The organism is Burkholderia sp. MSMB1498 (assembly GCF_001526245.1).
GTDB classification, from domain to species: domain Bacteria; phylum Pseudomonadota; class Gammaproteobacteria; order Burkholderiales; family Burkholderiaceae; genus Burkholderia; species Burkholderia savannae.
Genome location: NZ_LOYJ01000111.1, coordinates 14837 through 31665, shown reverse-complemented (window position 1 = coordinate 31665; position 16829 = coordinate 14837). Strand labels below are relative to the sequence as shown.

General features: G+C 64.8%; 17 protein-coding genes. 13 read left to right on the top strand and 4 right to left on the bottom strand.

Features of this window, described 5'->3' with window-relative positions:
• Window positions 1-20 precede the first annotated feature (20 nt).
• From WS91_RS25200 to WS91_RS25165, 8 genes are all read left to right on the top strand, one after another.
• The gene (locus tag WS91_RS25200; protein WP_004186709.1) at window positions 21-191 is read left to right on the top strand and encodes a rubredoxin; all 171 of its coding nucleotides are present in this window, start codon (window positions 21-23) and stop codon (window positions 189-191) included.
• Between the two features lie 119 nt (window positions 192-310).
• Complete coding sequence (locus WS91_RS25195; RefSeq protein WP_226377229.1) at window positions 311-1621, top strand: hypothetical protein; 1311 nt, start codon at window positions 311-313, stop codon at window positions 1619-1621.
• Between the two features lie 195 nt (window positions 1622-1816).
• Window positions 1817-2395, top strand: a complete 579-nt coding sequence (locus WS91_RS25190) for a YqgE/AlgH family protein (protein ID WP_038752945.1) — start codon at window positions 1817-1819, stop codon at window positions 2393-2395.
• Window positions 2392-2832: a Holliday junction resolvase RuvX gene (ruvX, locus tag WS91_RS25185; protein ID WP_038752943.1), complete on the top strand. Its 441-nt coding sequence runs from the start codon at window positions 2392-2394 to the stop codon at window positions 2830-2832. The genes WS91_RS25190 and ruvX overlap by 4 nt, the downstream gene beginning before the upstream one ends.
• Window positions 2819-3337 (top strand): bifunctional pyr operon transcriptional regulator/uracil phosphoribosyltransferase PyrR, encoded by a 519-nt coding sequence (gene pyrR, locus WS91_RS25180; RefSeq protein ID WP_038752940.1) that lies wholly within the window; start codon window positions 2819-2821, stop codon window positions 3335-3337. The genes ruvX and pyrR overlap by 14 nt, the downstream gene beginning before the upstream one ends.
• Window positions 3338-3418: 81 nt before the next feature.
• A complete protein-coding gene (locus tag WS91_RS25175; RefSeq protein WP_059671247.1) occupies window positions 3419-4444 on the top strand; it encodes an aspartate carbamoyltransferase catalytic subunit in 1026 nt (341 codons plus the stop codon).
• A gap of 101 nt (window positions 4445-4545) precedes the next feature.
• A complete protein-coding gene (locus WS91_RS25170) occupies window positions 4546-5823 on the top strand; it encodes a dihydroorotase (RefSeq protein WP_038752936.1) in 1278 nt (425 codons plus the stop codon).
• 13 nt (window positions 5824-5836) lie between these two features.
• Complete coding sequence (locus WS91_RS25165; RefSeq protein ID WP_038752935.1) at window positions 5837-6706, top strand: lysophospholipid acyltransferase family protein; 870 nt, start codon at window positions 5837-5839, stop codon at window positions 6704-6706.
• 82 nt (window positions 6707-6788) lie between these two features.
• On the opposite strand, the gene WS91_RS25160 is transcribed toward WS91_RS25165, so the two are convergent.
• Window positions 6789-7637, bottom strand: a complete 849-nt coding sequence (locus WS91_RS25160) for a symmetrical bis(5'-nucleosyl)-tetraphosphatase (protein WP_059583570.1) — start codon at window positions 7635-7637, stop codon at window positions 6789-6791.
• A gap of 377 nt (window positions 7638-8014) precedes the next feature.
• On the opposite strand from WS91_RS25160, the gene rfbB reads away from it, so the two are divergent.
• Genes rfbB through WS91_RS25135 form a run of 5 tightly spaced genes read left to right on the top strand, consistent with a single transcriptional unit; the run spans window position 8015 to window position 12326 of the window.
• Entirely contained in the window at window positions 8015-9076 is a 1062-nt protein-coding gene (rfbB, locus tag WS91_RS25155; RefSeq protein WP_059583572.1) for a dTDP-glucose 4,6-dehydratase, read from the top strand.
• 11 nt (window positions 9077-9087) lie between these two features.
• Window positions 9088-9981, top strand: a complete 894-nt coding sequence (gene rfbA / locus WS91_RS25150) for a glucose-1-phosphate thymidylyltransferase RfbA (protein ID WP_038752929.1) — start codon at window positions 9088-9090, stop codon at window positions 9979-9981.
• A complete protein-coding gene (gene rfbC / locus WS91_RS25145; protein WP_059671246.1) occupies window positions 9966-10517 on the top strand; it encodes a dTDP-4-dehydrorhamnose 3,5-epimerase in 552 nt (183 codons plus the stop codon). Before rfbA ends, rfbC begins: the two co-directional genes overlap by 16 nt.
• A 7-nt stretch (window positions 10518-10524) precedes the next feature.
• On the top strand, window positions 10525-11421 hold the full coding sequence (gene rfbD, locus WS91_RS25140) for a dTDP-4-dehydrorhamnose reductase (protein ID WP_059583683.1): 897 nt from the start codon (window positions 10525-10527) through the stop codon (window positions 11419-11421).
• On the top strand, window positions 11418-12326 hold the full coding sequence (locus tag WS91_RS25135) for a glycosyltransferase family 2 protein (protein ID WP_231752093.1): 909 nt from the start codon (window positions 11418-11420) through the stop codon (window positions 12324-12326). The genes rfbD and WS91_RS25135 overlap by 4 nt, the downstream gene beginning before the upstream one ends.
• 30 nt (window positions 12327-12356) lie before the next feature.
• On the opposite strand, the gene WS91_RS25130 is transcribed toward WS91_RS25135, so the two are convergent.
• The 3 genes from WS91_RS25130 to WS91_RS25120 form a co-directional block, all read right to left on the bottom strand.
• The gene (locus WS91_RS25130; protein WP_082717248.1) at window positions 12357-14282 is read right to left on the bottom strand and encodes a glycosyltransferase family 2 protein; all 1926 of its coding nucleotides are present in this window, start codon (window positions 14280-14282) and stop codon (window positions 12357-12359) included.
• 300 nt (window positions 14283-14582) lie between these two features.
• Entirely contained in the window at window positions 14583-16010 is a 1428-nt protein-coding gene (locus WS91_RS25125) for an ABC transporter ATP-binding protein (protein ID WP_059583578.1), read from the bottom strand.
• Window positions 16000-16824, bottom strand: a complete 825-nt coding sequence (locus WS91_RS25120) for an ABC transporter permease (protein ID WP_059583580.1) — start codon at window positions 16822-16824, stop codon at window positions 16000-16002. Before WS91_RS25120 ends, WS91_RS25125 begins: the two co-directional genes overlap by 11 nt.
• Window positions 16825-16829 lie beyond the last annotated feature (5 nt).

Here is a 16829-nt window from a genome sequence, read left to right as displayed (position 1 = left end):
TTTCCTTTACGCGGCTTAAGATGGAATATAAAAGCTGGATGTGCCTGATCTGCGGCTGGATTTACGACGAAGAAGCTGGGTTGCCGGAGGAGGGCATTGCCCCAGGCACACGCTGGGAAGACGTTCCCATTAACTGGACATGCCCCGAGTGCGGCGCGCGCAAGGAAGATTTCGAGATGGTCCAGATCTGACCGTCTCGCGCCGCCGGTTCGCGAGCGAGCGAGCCGGCGGCGTCGGCGCGGCGGCATCGACGGGTTGAGGCGCCGCTTGCGGCGCGGCTTCGTTTCAGGTGCTGACGCTCGTGGCCATCATTTCTGAAATCGCAACGGTTCCGATCCTCGACGCCTTGCCCAATCCGCGGGGCGGCGCCGTCCCCACGGCCGAGGCGGCGCTGCGCGCCGCGCAACAGGCGTTCGAGCGGCGAGCCGATCCGGCCGAGCCGCTTGCCGTCGCTTCCGCGGCGCTGCACGAGGCGGGCTGGCTCGCCGCGCAGCGCTTCACCGTCGCGCTTGCGCATGCCGCGCCGCTTGCGGCGACCGAAGTTCAGCCGATCGCGTTCGAGTCCGCGTTGCGGGATTTCCGCGCCGCGCTCGAGCGGCACAATCTGCGTGAGCTCGCGTGCTCGCCGCTGCTGTTCGAGCATTACGGCGCGCTGTGCGCGCAGGCCGCGAGCGACTTGCGCGCGGATACGCCGCGCGACGCGCTCGCGCTCGCCGGCCGGGCGGTGCCGCCCGCGACGCTGTATGCGCTGTCGCCGCATGCGCTTGCGCACCTGCGCGCGCGCTACGAGCAGGCGCTTCTCGGCGCGTTGCGCGCGTCCGAGGCGGCGACCGACACGGCGCTCGACGGGCTCGCCGAATGCACGGCCGAACTGGCTGGCCCGTTTCCGTACGACTTTTGGCGACTCGCCGGCGCGTGCGTGCGGGTGCTGCGCGTGCACGGCGGCGTCGAACTCAAGCGCTTTCTCGCGCGCTGCAATCTGCTGCTCGGCGAGCAGGCACGCGGCTTGCGGATCGCGCCGGCCGCACTCGTCCGGGAGGCGCTCGCGCTTTTCTGGCGCGACTATGCGCTTTACGGCGCGGCGGCCGAGGACGTGAGCGACGTCGAGCTGTTGCATGACTACGGGCTGACCGTCGCGTGGCACGTCGCGGCTACGCAGGCGTCCGAGGCGTTGTGGGAGGCGGGCGCCGCGCGCGCCGAGGCCGAAGCGGTGCGCGCCGCGCCGACGCGAGAGCTCGGCGTCGTCACCGTCAACGGCCATGCATATGAAGATTTTCTGCAGACGGCCGATGCGTCGATGGCCGAACTGGCGCTCGATCCGCGCGCGGCCGACGCGGGCGCCGCATGGCAGGCGGCGGAGGCTGCGTATCGTGTCGGCTCTGCCGCGTGTGCGCTCGGGCTCGGGCACACGGCGCTGCTCGCCGATGCGCTCGGGCTCGCGTGGCGCCGCCGCGCGCATCTCGGCGCGACGGACGAGGCCGGCGCGGCGGCGTGCCGGCAGGCCGCGGAAGCGCTGCGCGCCGCGTTGCACAGGATCGCGGCGGGCATCGCGCCGCCCGACTTGACGGACGCGTGCGCGGCGCTCGCGGGCGCATTGTCGGGCGCGGCCCGGAACGCATGACGGGACGGGCCGCGAGTGAACTGCTCGGCTGGCTTCTTGCTTTCGGCCGATGTGGCGCAATCACGCGCGGCGCGCATGCCGATTGGCCGCGAACGCGTGATAGAGTAAGTGATATGTCGTGTCGACCCGCGCGGCGTACGAGGCCGCGATACGCGGCGTCCGTCGCGCCGCGAGGTCTTTGCTAAAATTCAAACCATGTCAAAGAGTTCCGATCGCATCAACCTTACCAACCAGTTCCTGATCGCCATGCCGAACATGGCGGACCCGACGTTTTCAGGAACGGTGGTCTATCTTTGCGATCACAGCGAGCGCGGTGCGCTCGGCCTCGTCATCAATCGCCCGACCGACATCGATCTCGAGTCGCTGTTCAACCGCATCGACCTGAAGCTCGAGATCGAGCCCCTCCTGCATATCCCCGTCTACTTCGGCGGCCCGGTGCAGACCGAGCGCGGCTTCGTGCTGCACGAGCCGGTCGCGGGCAGCGCGTACAACTCGTCGATGACGGTCGAAGGCGGGCTCGAGATGACGACGTCGAAGGACGTGCTCGAGGCGGTCGCGACGGGCACGGGCCCGAAGCGTTTCCTGCTGACGCTCGGCCATGCCGGCTGGGGCGCGGGACAGCTCGAAGAAGAGATTTCGAAGAACGGCTGGCTCACGGTCGCGGCCGATCCGCGGATCGTGTTCGACACGCCCGCCGAGGAGCGCTTCGAAGCGGCGCTCGGGTTGCTCGGCGTGAGCCCGTCGATGCTTTCCGGCGAGGCAGGGCACGCATGAGCGCGGCGCTTGCGCGCGACGCGACGCTCCTGGCGTTCGACTACGGCGAAAAACGCATCGGTGTGGCGGTCGGCAATGCGCTGACGCGCACGGCCCGCGCGCTCGTCATCGTTCCCAATCTGAACCGCGAGCACCGCTTCAAGGCGGTCGGCGAGCTGATCGCGCAATGGAAGCCGGACGCGCTCGTCGTCGGCTTGCCGCTGCATCCGGACGGCGCGCCGCACGAGATGACGCAGCGGGCATTGCGCTTCGGCAATCAGTTGAACGGCCGCTTCAACCTGCCGGTGAGCTGGGTCGACGAGCGCTATTCGTCGGTCGAAGCGCGTGCGGGCCTGCGCGCGCGCGGCGCCGGCGCGGATCGCGTCGACGCCGAGGCCGCCCGTGTCATCCTCCAACAATACCTCGACGAACTGCCCGATCATCATGAGTTCAATTGACGCCGAGGCGCTTTACCGCGTCCTGCTCGACCAGATTCGCGGCGCCTATGGCGAAGCCGCGTTCGCCGAAGCGGGCGGGCCCGTGCTCGCCGGCATCTACAGCGGCGGCGCATGGCTCGCCGAGCGCCTCGCGCGCGATCTTGCCGCGCCGGGTTTCGGCGTCGTCAACGTCGCGCTGCATCGCGACGATTACGCGAAGAAGGGGCTGCACAGCCAGGCGAGCCCGACGTCATTGCCGTTCGAGGTCGAAGGGCGGCGCATCGTCCTCGTCGACGACGTGCTGTACACCGGGCGCACGGTGCGCGCGGCGCTCAACGAGCTGTACGACTACGGGCGGCCCGCCGCCGTCGAGCTCGCGGTGCTCGCCGATCGCGGCGGGCGCGAGCTGCCGATTGCGGCGCGTTTCGCCGGGGGCACGCTCGCCGTGGACGCCGACGCGACGCTCGTGCTCGAGCGCACCGACGCGGGACAATTCACGCTTCGCACCGAGGCGCGCGCCGGCTGACGCGCGCGACACGCATTCCGGCCGCCCGCGCGCATCGCGCATCCGGGCGCCGTTTGGCAACACGTTGGAATCACGCACATCATGACGACCGACACCACCGGCCGCACCGGCAACCCCGCCGCGGCCGCCGAGCGCTTTCGCTACGGCTTCCTGAAGGGCAACCCGCAGCTCACGAAGAACGGCGAGCTCAAGCATCTGCTGACGATCGAGGGGCTGCCCCGCGCGATCGTCAACCAGATCCTCGACACCGCCGAGCAGTTCGTCAGCGTGACCGACCGCGAAGTGAAGAAGGTGCCGCTCCTGCGCGGCAAGTCGGTGTTCAACCTGTTCTTCGAGAATTCGACGCGCACGCGCACCACGTTCGAGATCGCCGCGAAGCGGCTGTCCGCCGACGTGATCAACCTGAACATCAACGCGTCGTCGACGAGCAAGGGCGAATCGCTGCTCGACACGATCAACAACCTGTCGGCGATGCACGCCGACCTGTTCGTCGTGCGCCACGCGTCGAGCGGCGCGCCGTACCTGATCGCCGAGCACTGCGCGCCGCACGTGCACGTGATCAACGCGGGCGACGGCCGCCATGCGCACCCGACGCAGGGCCTCCTCGACATGTACACGATCCGCCACTACAAGCGCGATTTCACGAAGCTGCGCGTCGCGATCGTCGGCGACATCCTGCATTCGCGCGTCGCGCGCTCGGACATCCATGCGCTCACGACGCTCGGCGTGCCGGAAGTGCGCGCGATCGGCCCGCGCACGCTGCTGCCGGGCGGGCTCGAGCAGATGGGCGTGCGCGTGTTCCACAACCTCGACGAAGGCCTGAAGGACGTCGACGTGATCATCATGCTGCGTTTGCAGAACGAGCGGATGAGCGGCGCGCTGCTGCCGTCCGCGCAGGAATATTTCAAGAGCTGGGGCCTGACGCCCGAGCGCCTCGCGCTCGCCGCGCCCGACGCGATCGTGATGCACCCGGGGCCGATGAACCGCGGCGTCGAGATCGACTCGCAGGTGGCCGACGGTCCGCAATCGGTGATCCTGAACCAGGTGACGTTCGGCATCGCGGTGCGGATGGCCGTGATGGGGATAGTCGCGGGCACGAACGACTGACGGAACGACTGACGCATCGCGCCGTCCAGGCGCCGCGGGCGCCCCGCGCCGCGTGCCGGACCCGACGAAATCAACGCATTCAACGCATCAACAGACAGCGCATGAAGATTCATATCAAAGGCGGCACGCTCATCGATCCGGCGGCCGGCATAGAGCGGCAGGCCGACGTGTTCGTCGCGGCCGGCAAGGTGGCCGCGATCGGCGCGGCCCCCGCCGATTTCAACGCGGCGAAGACGATTGACGCGGCCGGGAAGATCGTCGCGCCGGGCTTCGTCGATTTGTCGGCGCGGCTGCGCGAGCCGGGCTACGAGCACAAGGCGACGCTCGAATCCGAAATGGCCGCGGCGGTCGCGGGCGGCGTGACGAGCCTCGTGTGCCCGCCCGACACCGATCCCGTGCTCGACGAGCCGGGCCTCGTCGAGATGTTGAAGTTCCGCGCGCGCAACCTGCACCAGGCGCACGTGTATCCGCTCGGCGCGCTGACGGTCGGCCTGAAAGGGCAGACCATCACCGAGATGGTCGAGCTGACCGAAGCGGGCTGCATCGGCTTCACGCAGGCGGATGCGCCCGTCGCCGATACGCAGGTGCTGCTGCGCGCGCTGCAGTATGCGAGCACCTACGGCTACGCCGTGTGGCTGCGGCCCGTCGACGCGTTCCTCGCGAAGGGCGGCGTCGCGGCGAGCGGGCCTGTCGCGTCGCGGCTCGGCCTGTCGGGCGTGCCGGTCGCGGCCGAGACGATCGCGCTGCACACGCTCTTCGAGCTGATGCGCGTGACGGGGGCGCGCGTGCACGTCGCGCGGCTGTCGTCGGCGGCGGGCGTCGCGCTCGTGCGCGCGGCGAAGGCCGAGGGCCTGCCCGTGACCTGCGACGTCGCCGCGAACCACCTGCATCTGATCGACGTCGACATCGGCTACTTCGACGCGCAGTTCCGCCTCGATCCGCCGCTGCGCACCGAGCGCGACCGCGAAGCGATTCGCGCCGCGCTCGCCGATGGCACGATCGACGCGATCTGCTCGGACCATACGCCCGTCGACGACGACGAGAAGCTGCTGCCGTTCGCCGAGGCGACGCCGGGCGCGACGGGCCTCGAGCTGCTGCTGTCGCTGACCGTCAAATGGGCGCGGGAAGCCGGCGTGCCGATGGCGCGCGCGCTCGCGAAGATCAGCTCGGCGCCCGCCGGCGTGCTGAAGCTGCCCGCGGGGCGCGTCGAAGAAGGCGCACTCGCCGACCTGTGCGTGTTCGATCCCAATGCGCACTGGCGCGTCGAGCCCCGCGCGCTGAAGAGCCAGGGCCACAACACGCCGTTCCTCGGCTACGAGCTGCCCGCGCGCGTGTGCGCGACGCTCGTCGGCGGCCAGGTCGCGTTCGAGCGCCGCTGACGCGAGCCCCATCATGAGAGCCCTACGCAAGACGCGCCTCGTCCTGCATCTGCTGCGCGGGATGGCGGTCGTCGCATTGTTCTTCGAGCGCGTGACGCCCGCGCGCCGCCTGGACATCACGCGGCGCTGGACCGTGAAGATGCTGCAGCTTTGCGGAATGCGGCTCGTCGTGCACAACGACGCGGCGCGGCTCGACGAGCGCGCGCTCGTCGTCGGCAATCACGTGTCGTGGCTCGACATCTACGTGATCAACGCGTGGCGGCCGACGCCGTTCGTGTCGAAGGCGGAGGTGCGCGCGTGGCCCGTCGTCGGCTGGCTCGCCGAGCGCCTCGGAACCGTGTTCATCCAGCGCGAGAAACGCAGCGAGGCGAAGCGGATCATGCACGAGCTTGCCGAGCGCCTCGACAAGGGCGAGCTGATGTGCGTGTTTCCGGAAGGCACGACGTCCGACGGCCTCGGGCTGCTGCCGTTCCATTCGAACCTGTTTCAGGCGGTGGTGTCGGCCGGCTGCGCGGTGCAGCCGATCTGCCTGATGTATGAAGACGGGCGCGGGCGCCAGTCGGTTGCGCCGGCATACGTCGGCGATCTGTCGCTTGCCAGGTCGCTCGACATGGTGCTGAGCGGCGGGCCGCTCACCGCGCATCTCTACGTGTGCGAGCCAATCGCCGCGACGGGCGACCGGCGAGAAATGGCCGCGCGCGCGCGCGCGGCGATCGCCGATGCGCTTGCACGGATGCAGCGAGACGTCGAGCGGCCGCTCGATGCGGATCTCGCGCGGCTTGCCGCCGCCGCGCATCCGACGCCCGCCGAGCCGGCCGGCGAATCCGAGGGCGAGGCCGAGCCGGAGGTAAGCGTCGACGCGATGCCGCGCCGCGAAGGGTAGGCGCAATGAGGCATCGATCGGCGGGAGGCGGCGGCGCCCGCCGGCCGCATTCCCGCACGGTCGGGCTTGCCGAGACGGTTGGTTATTCGTCCGCCGCCCCGCAGCGTTCGCACGCGACCTGCGTAACCGCGCGCTCGGCCGGCTCGTGCGCGAGCCGCACGGCCGACAGCCGATTGCCCCATACGCATCCCGAATCCAGCGCGACCAGGTTGTCGCGCAGCATCAGTCCCAATGCGGCCCAGTGGCCGAAGACGACCGTGACGTCCGCGCTCTTTCGCCCGGGCGCGTCGAACCACGGCAGATAGCCGGCGGGCGCGGCCGCCGGGCCGCCGTTCGCCCTGAATTCCATCGCGCCTGCGGGCGTGCAGAAGCGAATGCGCGTGAACGCGTTGAACGCGACTCGCAACCGATCCGTCCTCTTCAGGTTCGGGCTCCAGCAATTGGGGTCGTTGCCGTACAGGTTGCGCAGCGTGTCGTGCCAGTTCGGCGCGCGCAGCGCGCGCTGCAGTTCGTCGGCGAGCTCGAGCGCGAGCGTCGCGTCCCATTGCGGCAGCACGCCGGCATGCACCATCAGCATGCCGCGCTCGAAATGCGCGAACGGCCGGTGGCGCACCCATTCGATCAGATCGTCGGCGTCGGGGGCGTCGAGGATCTCGCCGATCGTGTCGCCCGGCTTCAGCGTGCGGATGCCGGCCGCGACCGCGAGCAGGTGCAGATCGTGATTGCCGAGCACCGCGACCGCGCGCTCGCCGAGCGCGGCGATCTCGCGCAGCGTCGCGAGCGACGCGGGGCCCCGGTTGACGAGGTCGCCTGCGAACCAGAGCGGCGTGTCGGCCGCCGGGGAGAGCTTGTCGAGGAGCCGCCGATAGGCGTCGTGGCAACCTTGGAGGTCGCCGAAGGCGATCGGCGGGCCGCTGGAGATAGATGTCATTCCTTTGCATTCGAGACCAAACCGGGTTCACGGTATCACAAGAAACCCCATCGATCCGGGCGGATCGGTGGCAGAAAAAATGCGATCCGGCATTGGCCGCTGCGGTAGAAACGTTCTCGAAAATATCGAGTTGCAAGCACACTTCCCGAGCTGTTTCAAGATGTTAGAGGGATGTTTTTTCACTTCCTTGCCCGTATAATTGCGGCCTTGTGGGGCAGTAGCTGTGCGCTGCCGACTTGGGCGCATGGTTCGATCGAGCCTCGCGGCCGCAACCGGCGGTGACACTCGAGCGACCAACGGCATTCTCCCGAACATGCCGGCCATGCTGACATCACGCCGGTTGTTTGACCGACTCCCAATTTCAGCAAAGGAATCCCATGATCTTGGTAACGGGCGGCGCCGGTTTCATCGGCGCCAACTTCGTGCTTGACTGGCTGGCACAATCCGGCGAAGCGGTGCTGAACGTCGACAAGCTGACGTACGCGGGCAACCTCGGCACGTTGAAGTCGTTGCAGGGGAATCCGAAGCACGTATTCGCGCGCGTCGACATCTGCGATCGCGCTGCAATCGACGCTCTGTTGGCGCAGCACAAGCCGCGGGCCATCGTGCACTTCGCGGCGGAGAGCCACGTCGACCGATCGATTCACGGCCCGGCCGATTTCGTGCAGACGAACGTGGTCGGCACCTTCACGCTGCTCGAGGCCGCGCGCCAGTACTGGGGCGCGCTCGACGCCGATGCGAAGGCCGCGTTCCGTTTCCTGCACGTGTCGACGGACGAAGTGTTCGGCTCGCTGTCCGCGACCGATCCGCAGTTCTCCGAAACCACGCCTTACGCGCCGAACAGCCCGTACTCGGCGACGAAGGCGGGCTCCGATCATCTCGTGCGCGCGTACCATCACACGTACGGGTTGCCGACGCTCACGACGAACTGCTCGAACAATTACGGTCCGTATCAGTTCCCCGAGAAGCTGATTCCGCTGATGATCGCGAACGCGCTCGGCGGCAAGCCGCTGCCCGTCTACGGCGACGGCCAGAACGTGCGCGACTGGCTCTATGTCGGCGATCACTGCAGCGCGATTCGCGAAGTGCTCGCGCGCGGCGTGCCGGGCGAGACGTACAACGTCGGCGGCTGGAACGAGAAGAAGAACCTGGACGTCGTGCACACGCTGTGCGATCTGCTCGACGAAGCGCGGCCGAAAGCCGCGGGGTCGTACCGCGATCAGATCACGTACGTGACCGATCGCCCGGGCCACGATCGCCGCTATGCGATCGACGCGCGCAAGCTCGAGCGCGAGCTCGCCTGGAAGCCGGCCGAGACGTTCGAGACGGGCCTCGCGAAGACCGTGCGCTGGTACCTCGACAACCAGGAATGGGTCGACGAGGTGGTGTCGGGCGATTACCGCAAGTGGGTCGAAACGAACTACGCGCAACGCGCGTAAAGGTTGAATCGATGGCACGCAAGGGCATTATTCTCGCCGGCGGTTCCGGCACGCGGCTGTATCCGATCACGCACGCCGTGTCGAAGCAGCTTCTGCCGGTCTACGACAAGCCGATGATCTATTACCCGCTGTCGACGCTGATGGTGGCGGGCATCCGCGACGTGCTGATCATCTCGACGCCGCAGGACACGCCTCGCTTCGAGGCGATGCTGGGCGACGGCAGCCAGTGGGGGATGAACATCCGCTATGCGGTGCAGCCGTCGCCGGACGGGCTCGCGCAGGCATTCATCATCGGCCGCGAATTCGTCGGCCGCGATCCGTCGACGCTGATTCTCGGCGACAACATCTTCTACGGCCACGATCTCGCGAAGCAGCTCGACCGGGCGTCGGAGCAGGAATCGGGCGCGACGGTGTTCGCCTACCACGTGCACGATCCGGAGCGCTACGGCGTCGTCGAGTTCGACCGCGATTTCCGCGCGCTGTCGATCGAGGAGAAGCCCGCGAAGCCGCGTTCGAACTACGCGGTGACGGGGCTGTACTTCTACGACGACCAGGTGTGCGACATCGCGGCGGACATCAAGCCGTCCGCGCGCGGCGAGCTGGAGATCACCGACGTGAATTCCCGCTATCTCGCCGCGGGCGCGCTCAACGTCGAAATCATGGGGCGCGGTTATGCGTGGCTCGATACGGGCACGCACGATTCGCTGATCGAAGCGGCGACGTTCATCGCGACGCTGCAAAAGCGCCAGGGGCTCGTCGTCGCGTGTCCCGAGGAGATCGCGTACCGCCGGCAGTGGATCGACGCGGAGCAGGTGCTGAAGCTCGCGCAGCCGCTCGCGAAGAACGGCTACGGACAATATCTGAAACACATTCTCACGGATCAAGTCGCATGGCCATCCAAGTAACGCCGACGGCGCTGCCTGAAGTCAAGATCATCGAGCCGAAGGTGTTCGGCGACGCGCGGGGCTTCTTCTTCGAAAGCTTCAACGCGCGGGAATTCGCCGAGCAGGTGGAGGAGGGCGTCGAGTTCGTCCAGGACAATCATTCGCGCTCGGCGAGGGGCGTGCTGCGCGGGCTGCACTATCAGATCCAGCATGCGCAGGGCAAGCTCGTGCGCGTGGTCGAAGGCGAAGTGTTCGATGTCGCGGTCGACATCCGCAAGAGCTCGCCGAATTTCGGCAAATGGGTGGGCGTCGTGCTGTCGAGCGACAACCATCGGCAGTTGTGGGTGCCGCCCGGTTTCGCGCACGGCTTCGTCGTGCTGTCGGAGGCTGCGCAGTTCCTCTACAAGACGACCGATTACTGGTATCCCGAATTCGAGCGGAGCATCGTGTGGAACGATCCGGCGATCGGGATCGAATGGCCGATCGATTTCGAGCCGCTGCTTGCGGCGAAGGATGCGGCGGGCAGGCTGCTTGCCGATGCCGAACATTACGCATGAGGTGGGCATGACGGTACGCGAGCGGGTGATTCTGCTGACGGGAATCAACGGGCAGGTCGGTCACGAACTAGCTCGTAGTTTGCAAGGCCTGGGTCGAGTCGTCGCGTTTGATCGGTGCGAACTCGACTTGTCGGATCTGGACGCGACGCGTCGGGTCGTGAGGGACGTTGCACCTGACTGGATCGTGAATCCGGCGGCTTACACTGCGGTCGACAAGGCGGAAGCAGACGTGGCTGCGGCAATGCGCCTGAATGCAGAGGTCCCCGGCTTGTTGGCCGAGGAAGCGAAGCGTCTCGGCGCCGCGCTCGTCCATTACTCGACCGATTATGTATTCGATGGCACGAAGGTGGGTGCCTACGTCGAGGATGATCGCGTCAATCCGCAGAATGTTTACGGCAAGGGCAAACTGGCCGGCGAGCAGGCCGTCGTGGCTTCCGGCTGTCATCACTTGATTTTCCGCACAAGCTGGGTGTATGGAACCCGCGGTCGGAATTTTCTGCTCACGATGCTGCGACTCGGGGCGGAGCGCGAGGAGTTGAGCGTCGTGGCCGACCAGTTTGGCGCGCCGACATGGTCGCGCACGATCGCGGAGTTGACCGCACATGTGCTCGCACAATCGGTAGTAACAGGTGCCCAGCAAGTCGATTGGTGGGGAGAACGTTCCGGCGTATATCACCTTACGGCGGGAGGCGTGACATCCTGGCATGCGTTTGCCGAGGCGATCTTCGCATTTTCCGATTTGATGAATAAGCCGGTTGTGCGTGCGATTCTGTCGTCGTCCTACCCAACGCCGGCGGTGCGGCCGCTCAATTCCCAGCTTTCGAATCAAAGGTTGGCCGAGACTTTTGGCGTGTCTGCACCAGATTGGCGCGACGCGCTGCGACTATGCCTGGAAACGGATTGAGCGACGCTGTCGGTGATTGGCCGCGTACTGGTGCGGTGATCGTTTTTTTTCATCCCGACGAAGTATGCATTGCGAGGGTCAATCGTCTTGCTAACGCGATGCATTGTGTGGTCGTCGACAATACGCCCGTCGCCCGGAAGCGCGATGCAATTGGCTTGTCCGAGTCGATCGAGTACGTGGCGAACGGCGAGAATCTGGGCATTGCAGCCGCGCTGAACCGAGGTGTCGGCGCACTGATTCGCGGCGGTTTCGAGATAGCTATTCTTTTCGACCAGGACAGCGATCCGCCGATGAACCTGCTCTCGGAGTTGCCGCGCGTCTTGATGGGCACGAATGCTACGGGTCTGCAGGTGGCGCTTGCCGGTCCGGCTTACGAGGATCGCCGGTTGCGCGGCGTCGCGCCGTTCGTTCGCTTCGGGTGGGGCAAGCTCAAGCGTATTCCGCCCGTCGGCGATGTGCCCATTGATGTCGACTTTCTCATCACGTCGGGCTCTTGCATCAATCTTGCTTGCTGGTCGGACATTGGCGTGATGGACGAAGCACTATTCATTGATTTCGTCGATCTCGAATGGTGCGTGCGAGCCAAGCAAAAGGGGTATCGGGTCGTCGGAGTGCCATGGCTTCGGATGACTCATGAACTCGGCGGTGAGCCGGTTCGCGTGCTGGGCCGCGCCTATCCGATGCACGGACCGTTGCGGCACTATTACCAGTTCCGCAACGTGGTCGCATTAGTCAAGCGGGCGTCGATGCCGCTGACGTGGAAGACGACGGAACTCGTCAAGTTGCCGGTCCGTCTGCTGGTTTACTGCTTTTTTCCCACCGATAGGAAAGCACACCTGAAGATGGCATGGCGCGGCATTGTTGACGGTTGGCGCGGCCGACTCGGAGCGTACCGCGCCCATTGATTTTCTCGAGAATCGACTGACCGACGCAGTTCAGTCGAACATGCGCACGCGCGGCGGATCGGCGAGCGTGAAGGGTAAAACGTCAGTGCCTAGCGATAGATTCGGGTTGTAGGCAGGATCGCGTTCGAGCGCGGCCCCCCAGCGTTGCTCCATCCAGTCGACTTCCCTTGCAAAGCGTGCGTACTTCTCCGGCGCCATGTCAGAGCCGCGCGTCGCCGATTCGTGGTGATAGAGCTCGGCGTAAGGCGTCCACACGTTTGCGTAACCTGCTTCGCGAACCCGCAAGCAGAAGTCGACATCATTAAATGCGACGGCGAGTTCCTCGTTCATCCCGCCGACTTCGTCGAATACAGACTTTCGAATCACGAGGCAGGCGGCGGTGACCGCAGACAGATTCTGCATCGTCACTGCACGATTGAAATATCCGAGATGCCCACGCCTCAACATGTGATGCATATGACCAGCGATGCCGCCGAGGCCGAGCAGAACACCGCCGTGCTGGAGCACGTCGTTCGGATACCAGAGCGCAGCGCCGACCGCGCCGTTGCCAGGCTGTGACGCGAGGCCCACCATCTCATCAAGCCAATCGGGCGAGATAACCTCGGTATCGTTGTTCAGCAGGCAGAGATAGGCACCGGTCGACACGGCCGCCGCGCGATTGTTCAACGCGGAAAAGTTGAATGGTGAATCGTCGCGCAGAATCCGGACGTTCGGCCGCTGTCCGATTTCGGCGAAGTACGCGAGCGTTTCGTTTTCGAAACTGCCGTTATCGACAACAATGATCTCATAGTTGGGGTAGAGCGTTTTTTGCAGGACGCTGTCAATGCACTGCCGCACGAGGGCGACGCCATCCCGAGTCGGAATGACGATCGAAACTCGTGGCGCTGGGCTTGGAATCGTATAGCGAATACGCAGGATGCCGAGCGAATCGAATGGCTGTTCGACCGTGGCCGCAATGCTGGTCCGCTTCAGATGCTCGTCGACGGCGCGAAGCGCCGCTTGCGCTGCGTAGGGTTTTGCGTCACGGGTCCCGGCGGTACTGCTCGGCGTGATCCGCCAGTGATAGAGCACATGCGGAATATGGACCACCGTGGCGTGCCCGGCGATTTCGACACATCGCCACGCCAGGTCGTAATCCTGGCTGCCCTCGAAGCCCGGGCGAAAGCCGCCTGCGGCTTTGACCAGCGCCGTCTCAATGACGCCGAGGTGAGAGAACATGTTCTGCGTCGCAAACATCGCCGGATTCCAATCGCTCTTGAAATACGGCATCGTCCGCTTGCCGTCCTCGGTGAGCTTATCCTCGTCGCTATAGAACATGCGTGCGTCGGGGTGGCGATTCATGTATTGGGCGACGACGAACAGCGCATGGGCGGGCAGGATGTCATCGTGATCGAGCAGCGCAATGTACTCGCCTGTCGCAAGCGTCAGCGCACTGTTGCTGGCTTCAGAGATATGGCCGTTCGTTTCGCGGAACACGGCCTTGATTCGCACATCTTCGGCTTGGTGCTGGCGGATGATCCGACCAGGCGCGTCACTTGTCGACGCGTCGTCGGCAAGGCAAAGTTCCCAGTGCGGATAGATTTGTGTGCGCACCGACCGGATCATCGCGTCCAGCAGCGACGGGTCGCTGTTGTATGTCGGCACGACGATCGAAATCACCGGTTTGCGCTTGAAGGCCTGCATCAGCATCTGTGCTTCCAGGCGCTGCGCATCACCGAGCGTGTCGTATTTGTCGATCCATGCGTGATAGACAGCTTCGGACGGCGGGGCGTCAGCAAATCCCATGCCGCCGCGCAAACGTCGAAGGCGAGCGAAAAAGCCACCAAGGCCTTCGCGGCGAAGCGCTTTGCCGTAGTACATGAACGCGCCCGCATAATTCCCCTGAACGTTTGCTTGCCGCTGAATTGTCTCGCTGACGATGCGCACGATTCGCGCGACGGCCGCGATCTGCCTCAATGGTGCGGTGATGCGCCAGGATACGGATTGGCGCAGCGTAGCCAATTCGCGTTCCAATTGCTCGCGTTTGCTTTCCGCCGACAGGTGGCGCACGAGGTCCGCGCGAAGGGTGACGAGTTCGTGCTCGAGTTCGGCGATGCGTTGAATTGCATTGCTTCGTTCAGGCTCGTGCTCAGCGCCCGCACGCGTATCGCTATGAGTTGGCGCGGTGGCCTGGAGATTGGAAGGTTGGCCGGATGTCATGTATGTTGGGCTGCATACGCAAGTCGAGTTGGACGGAGCGCTTCGCCGCCGCGCCGCTCAAATTTCCCCAGCGGACTCGCGAACGTAGAGATCGATGCGGCTCATCGGTACGCCGATGAGGCCGGTCGCCACGCGGGACGCTTCGGACTTCACGATCAAAGCGTCGTGAATGCAATCGGCGACCTCGATTGGCCCGTTTTTGCAGGTCGTGCAGAAAACGGAGAATGCGTATTCGCCAGGAGGCAGAATCGGCATGTCGAACCGAAACTCGGCCATGATCGCGGGGCTCGCGTGTGCGTCAGCCTCGTCCGCAACCTGTGCGAACGAAGTGTCGTCGCCGAAAAGCGGTTCGCCGAGCCTATCTTTGACAAAAAACGCAATGGTGGGCGTTGAGCCGCAGTTGGGGCGTCGTACGAGGATACGAAGCACGACGTGCTCGCTGCCGATTACCCACGCGATAGGCGCGCCGTTTTCGTTGGTCAGGTGTGCCGATTCGATAAGCTCGCGAGTGCGGTGGATGGGAAGCGTATGCGGATCGATGCATATCCCTGTGTTTTGCGGGACAGGGACTGTTTTGCGCAACGGAAAAAGCAGCCGTTGATCCGCCGTCGCGATGTCCGAGTCGCGCTCGGCCTGATCAACCGACGCCTTCGCGCTCACTTTCTCGTCATGCTGCCATGTGACGCCTTCGCCTTGCTGCTGCTTGTAGAACGCCTCGAAGTAGTGAGTGCATACTGCCTTGGCGCTACCCGATTCAAGTATCTGACCGCGATCGAGCCAAATGACGCGGTCGCACAACCCGCGGATCGCCGACGCGTCGTGACTCACGAAGAGTACCGTTCCGGTTTGCTGGAAACGCCGCAGAAAGCGCATGCACTTCTGGGTGAAGAAGGCATCGCCGACCGCCAACGCTTCGTCGACGACGAGAATGTCGGCGTCGACGTGCGCGATCACCGCGAACGCGAGGCGCACGAACATGCCGCTCGAATAAATCTTGACCGGTTGATCGATGAAGTGTCCGATGTCGGCGAACGCGATGATGTCTTCGACGCGGGCGTCGATCTGCTCACGCGTCAACCCGTGAAGCTGGCCGTTGATGTAGATATTCTCGCGGCCCGTATATTCGGCGTCGAAGCCGGAGCCGAGTTCCAGCAACGCGGCAATGCGACCATTCGTGCGCACGTCGCCTGTCGTTGGCGCGAGCGTTCCGCACACGATCTGTAGCAGAGTACTCTTGCCGGAGCCGTTGCGTCCGATGATCCCAACCGTTTCGCCACGGGCGATCTCGAAGTCGACGTCCTTGAGTGCCCAGAACATGCGAACGCAAGATCGTGCGTGCGTGAGCAGCCTGCGCCTTAGCGTGGCTAGCGGCGCGATGCCGCCCAGCAATCCGTAGACGCTTCGCTTCAGGCGATCGGCCGGCTTGTTGTACGACTCGAAACCCTTGCTCAGCGAAGTAGCGCGGATGACGACTTCAGATGACATCTGCAAAGCCCCTGCGGGTTTTTTGGAACCAGGCAAATCCGATCCAGGCGATGATTGCCGCCATCACCGAATAAGAAATCCAGTGATTCCAGTCGATCATGCGACCCCAGACGAGCACATCGCGACTTTGCTCGATCGGGAACGTCATGGGATTTAAATAGACGAATCCTCGAAACCGCTCCGGCAGAGAGGAAACCGGAAAGAAAACCGGTGACAGGAACATCAGCGCGGTGATGGCGATGCCGACCGTTTGGCCGATGTCGCGCAAATAGACCCCCGTCGCGGCAAGCATCCAGCTCACGCCCATGATGAAGACGCAAAGGGGGGCGAGGACGATTGGAAACAGCAAGGCGGTTGTGGGTACGGTGCCAACGATGAACCATTCGGCAACGAGGAGAATGAGCACGCTGACGCAGAGGTGGAACAAAGCTGACAGTAGAGTCACACATGGCAGGACTTCGAGCGGAAACACGATTTTCTTGACGAAGTTCGTATTCGACAGGATCTGCGACGGCGCACGGTTGATGCATTCCGAGAACAGGTTGAACATGATCATGCCGGCGAATAGTACGACTGCGAACTCGCCTTTCGACGCGCTGTGCGCGGAATCGCTCCAGCGCGACTTGAAGACCTCGCTGAACACGAATGTATAGACGCTTAGCATCATGATCGGCGTGAGCAACGACCAGAGTATGCCGAGGAACGATCCTTTGTAGCGTCCGACGGCGTCGCGCCGTGCAAGATCGAACATCAGACGCCGGTTCTTCACCAGCGATGCGGCGAGGTATCGCGGCGAAACGCTAAAGCTTTGCATAGATT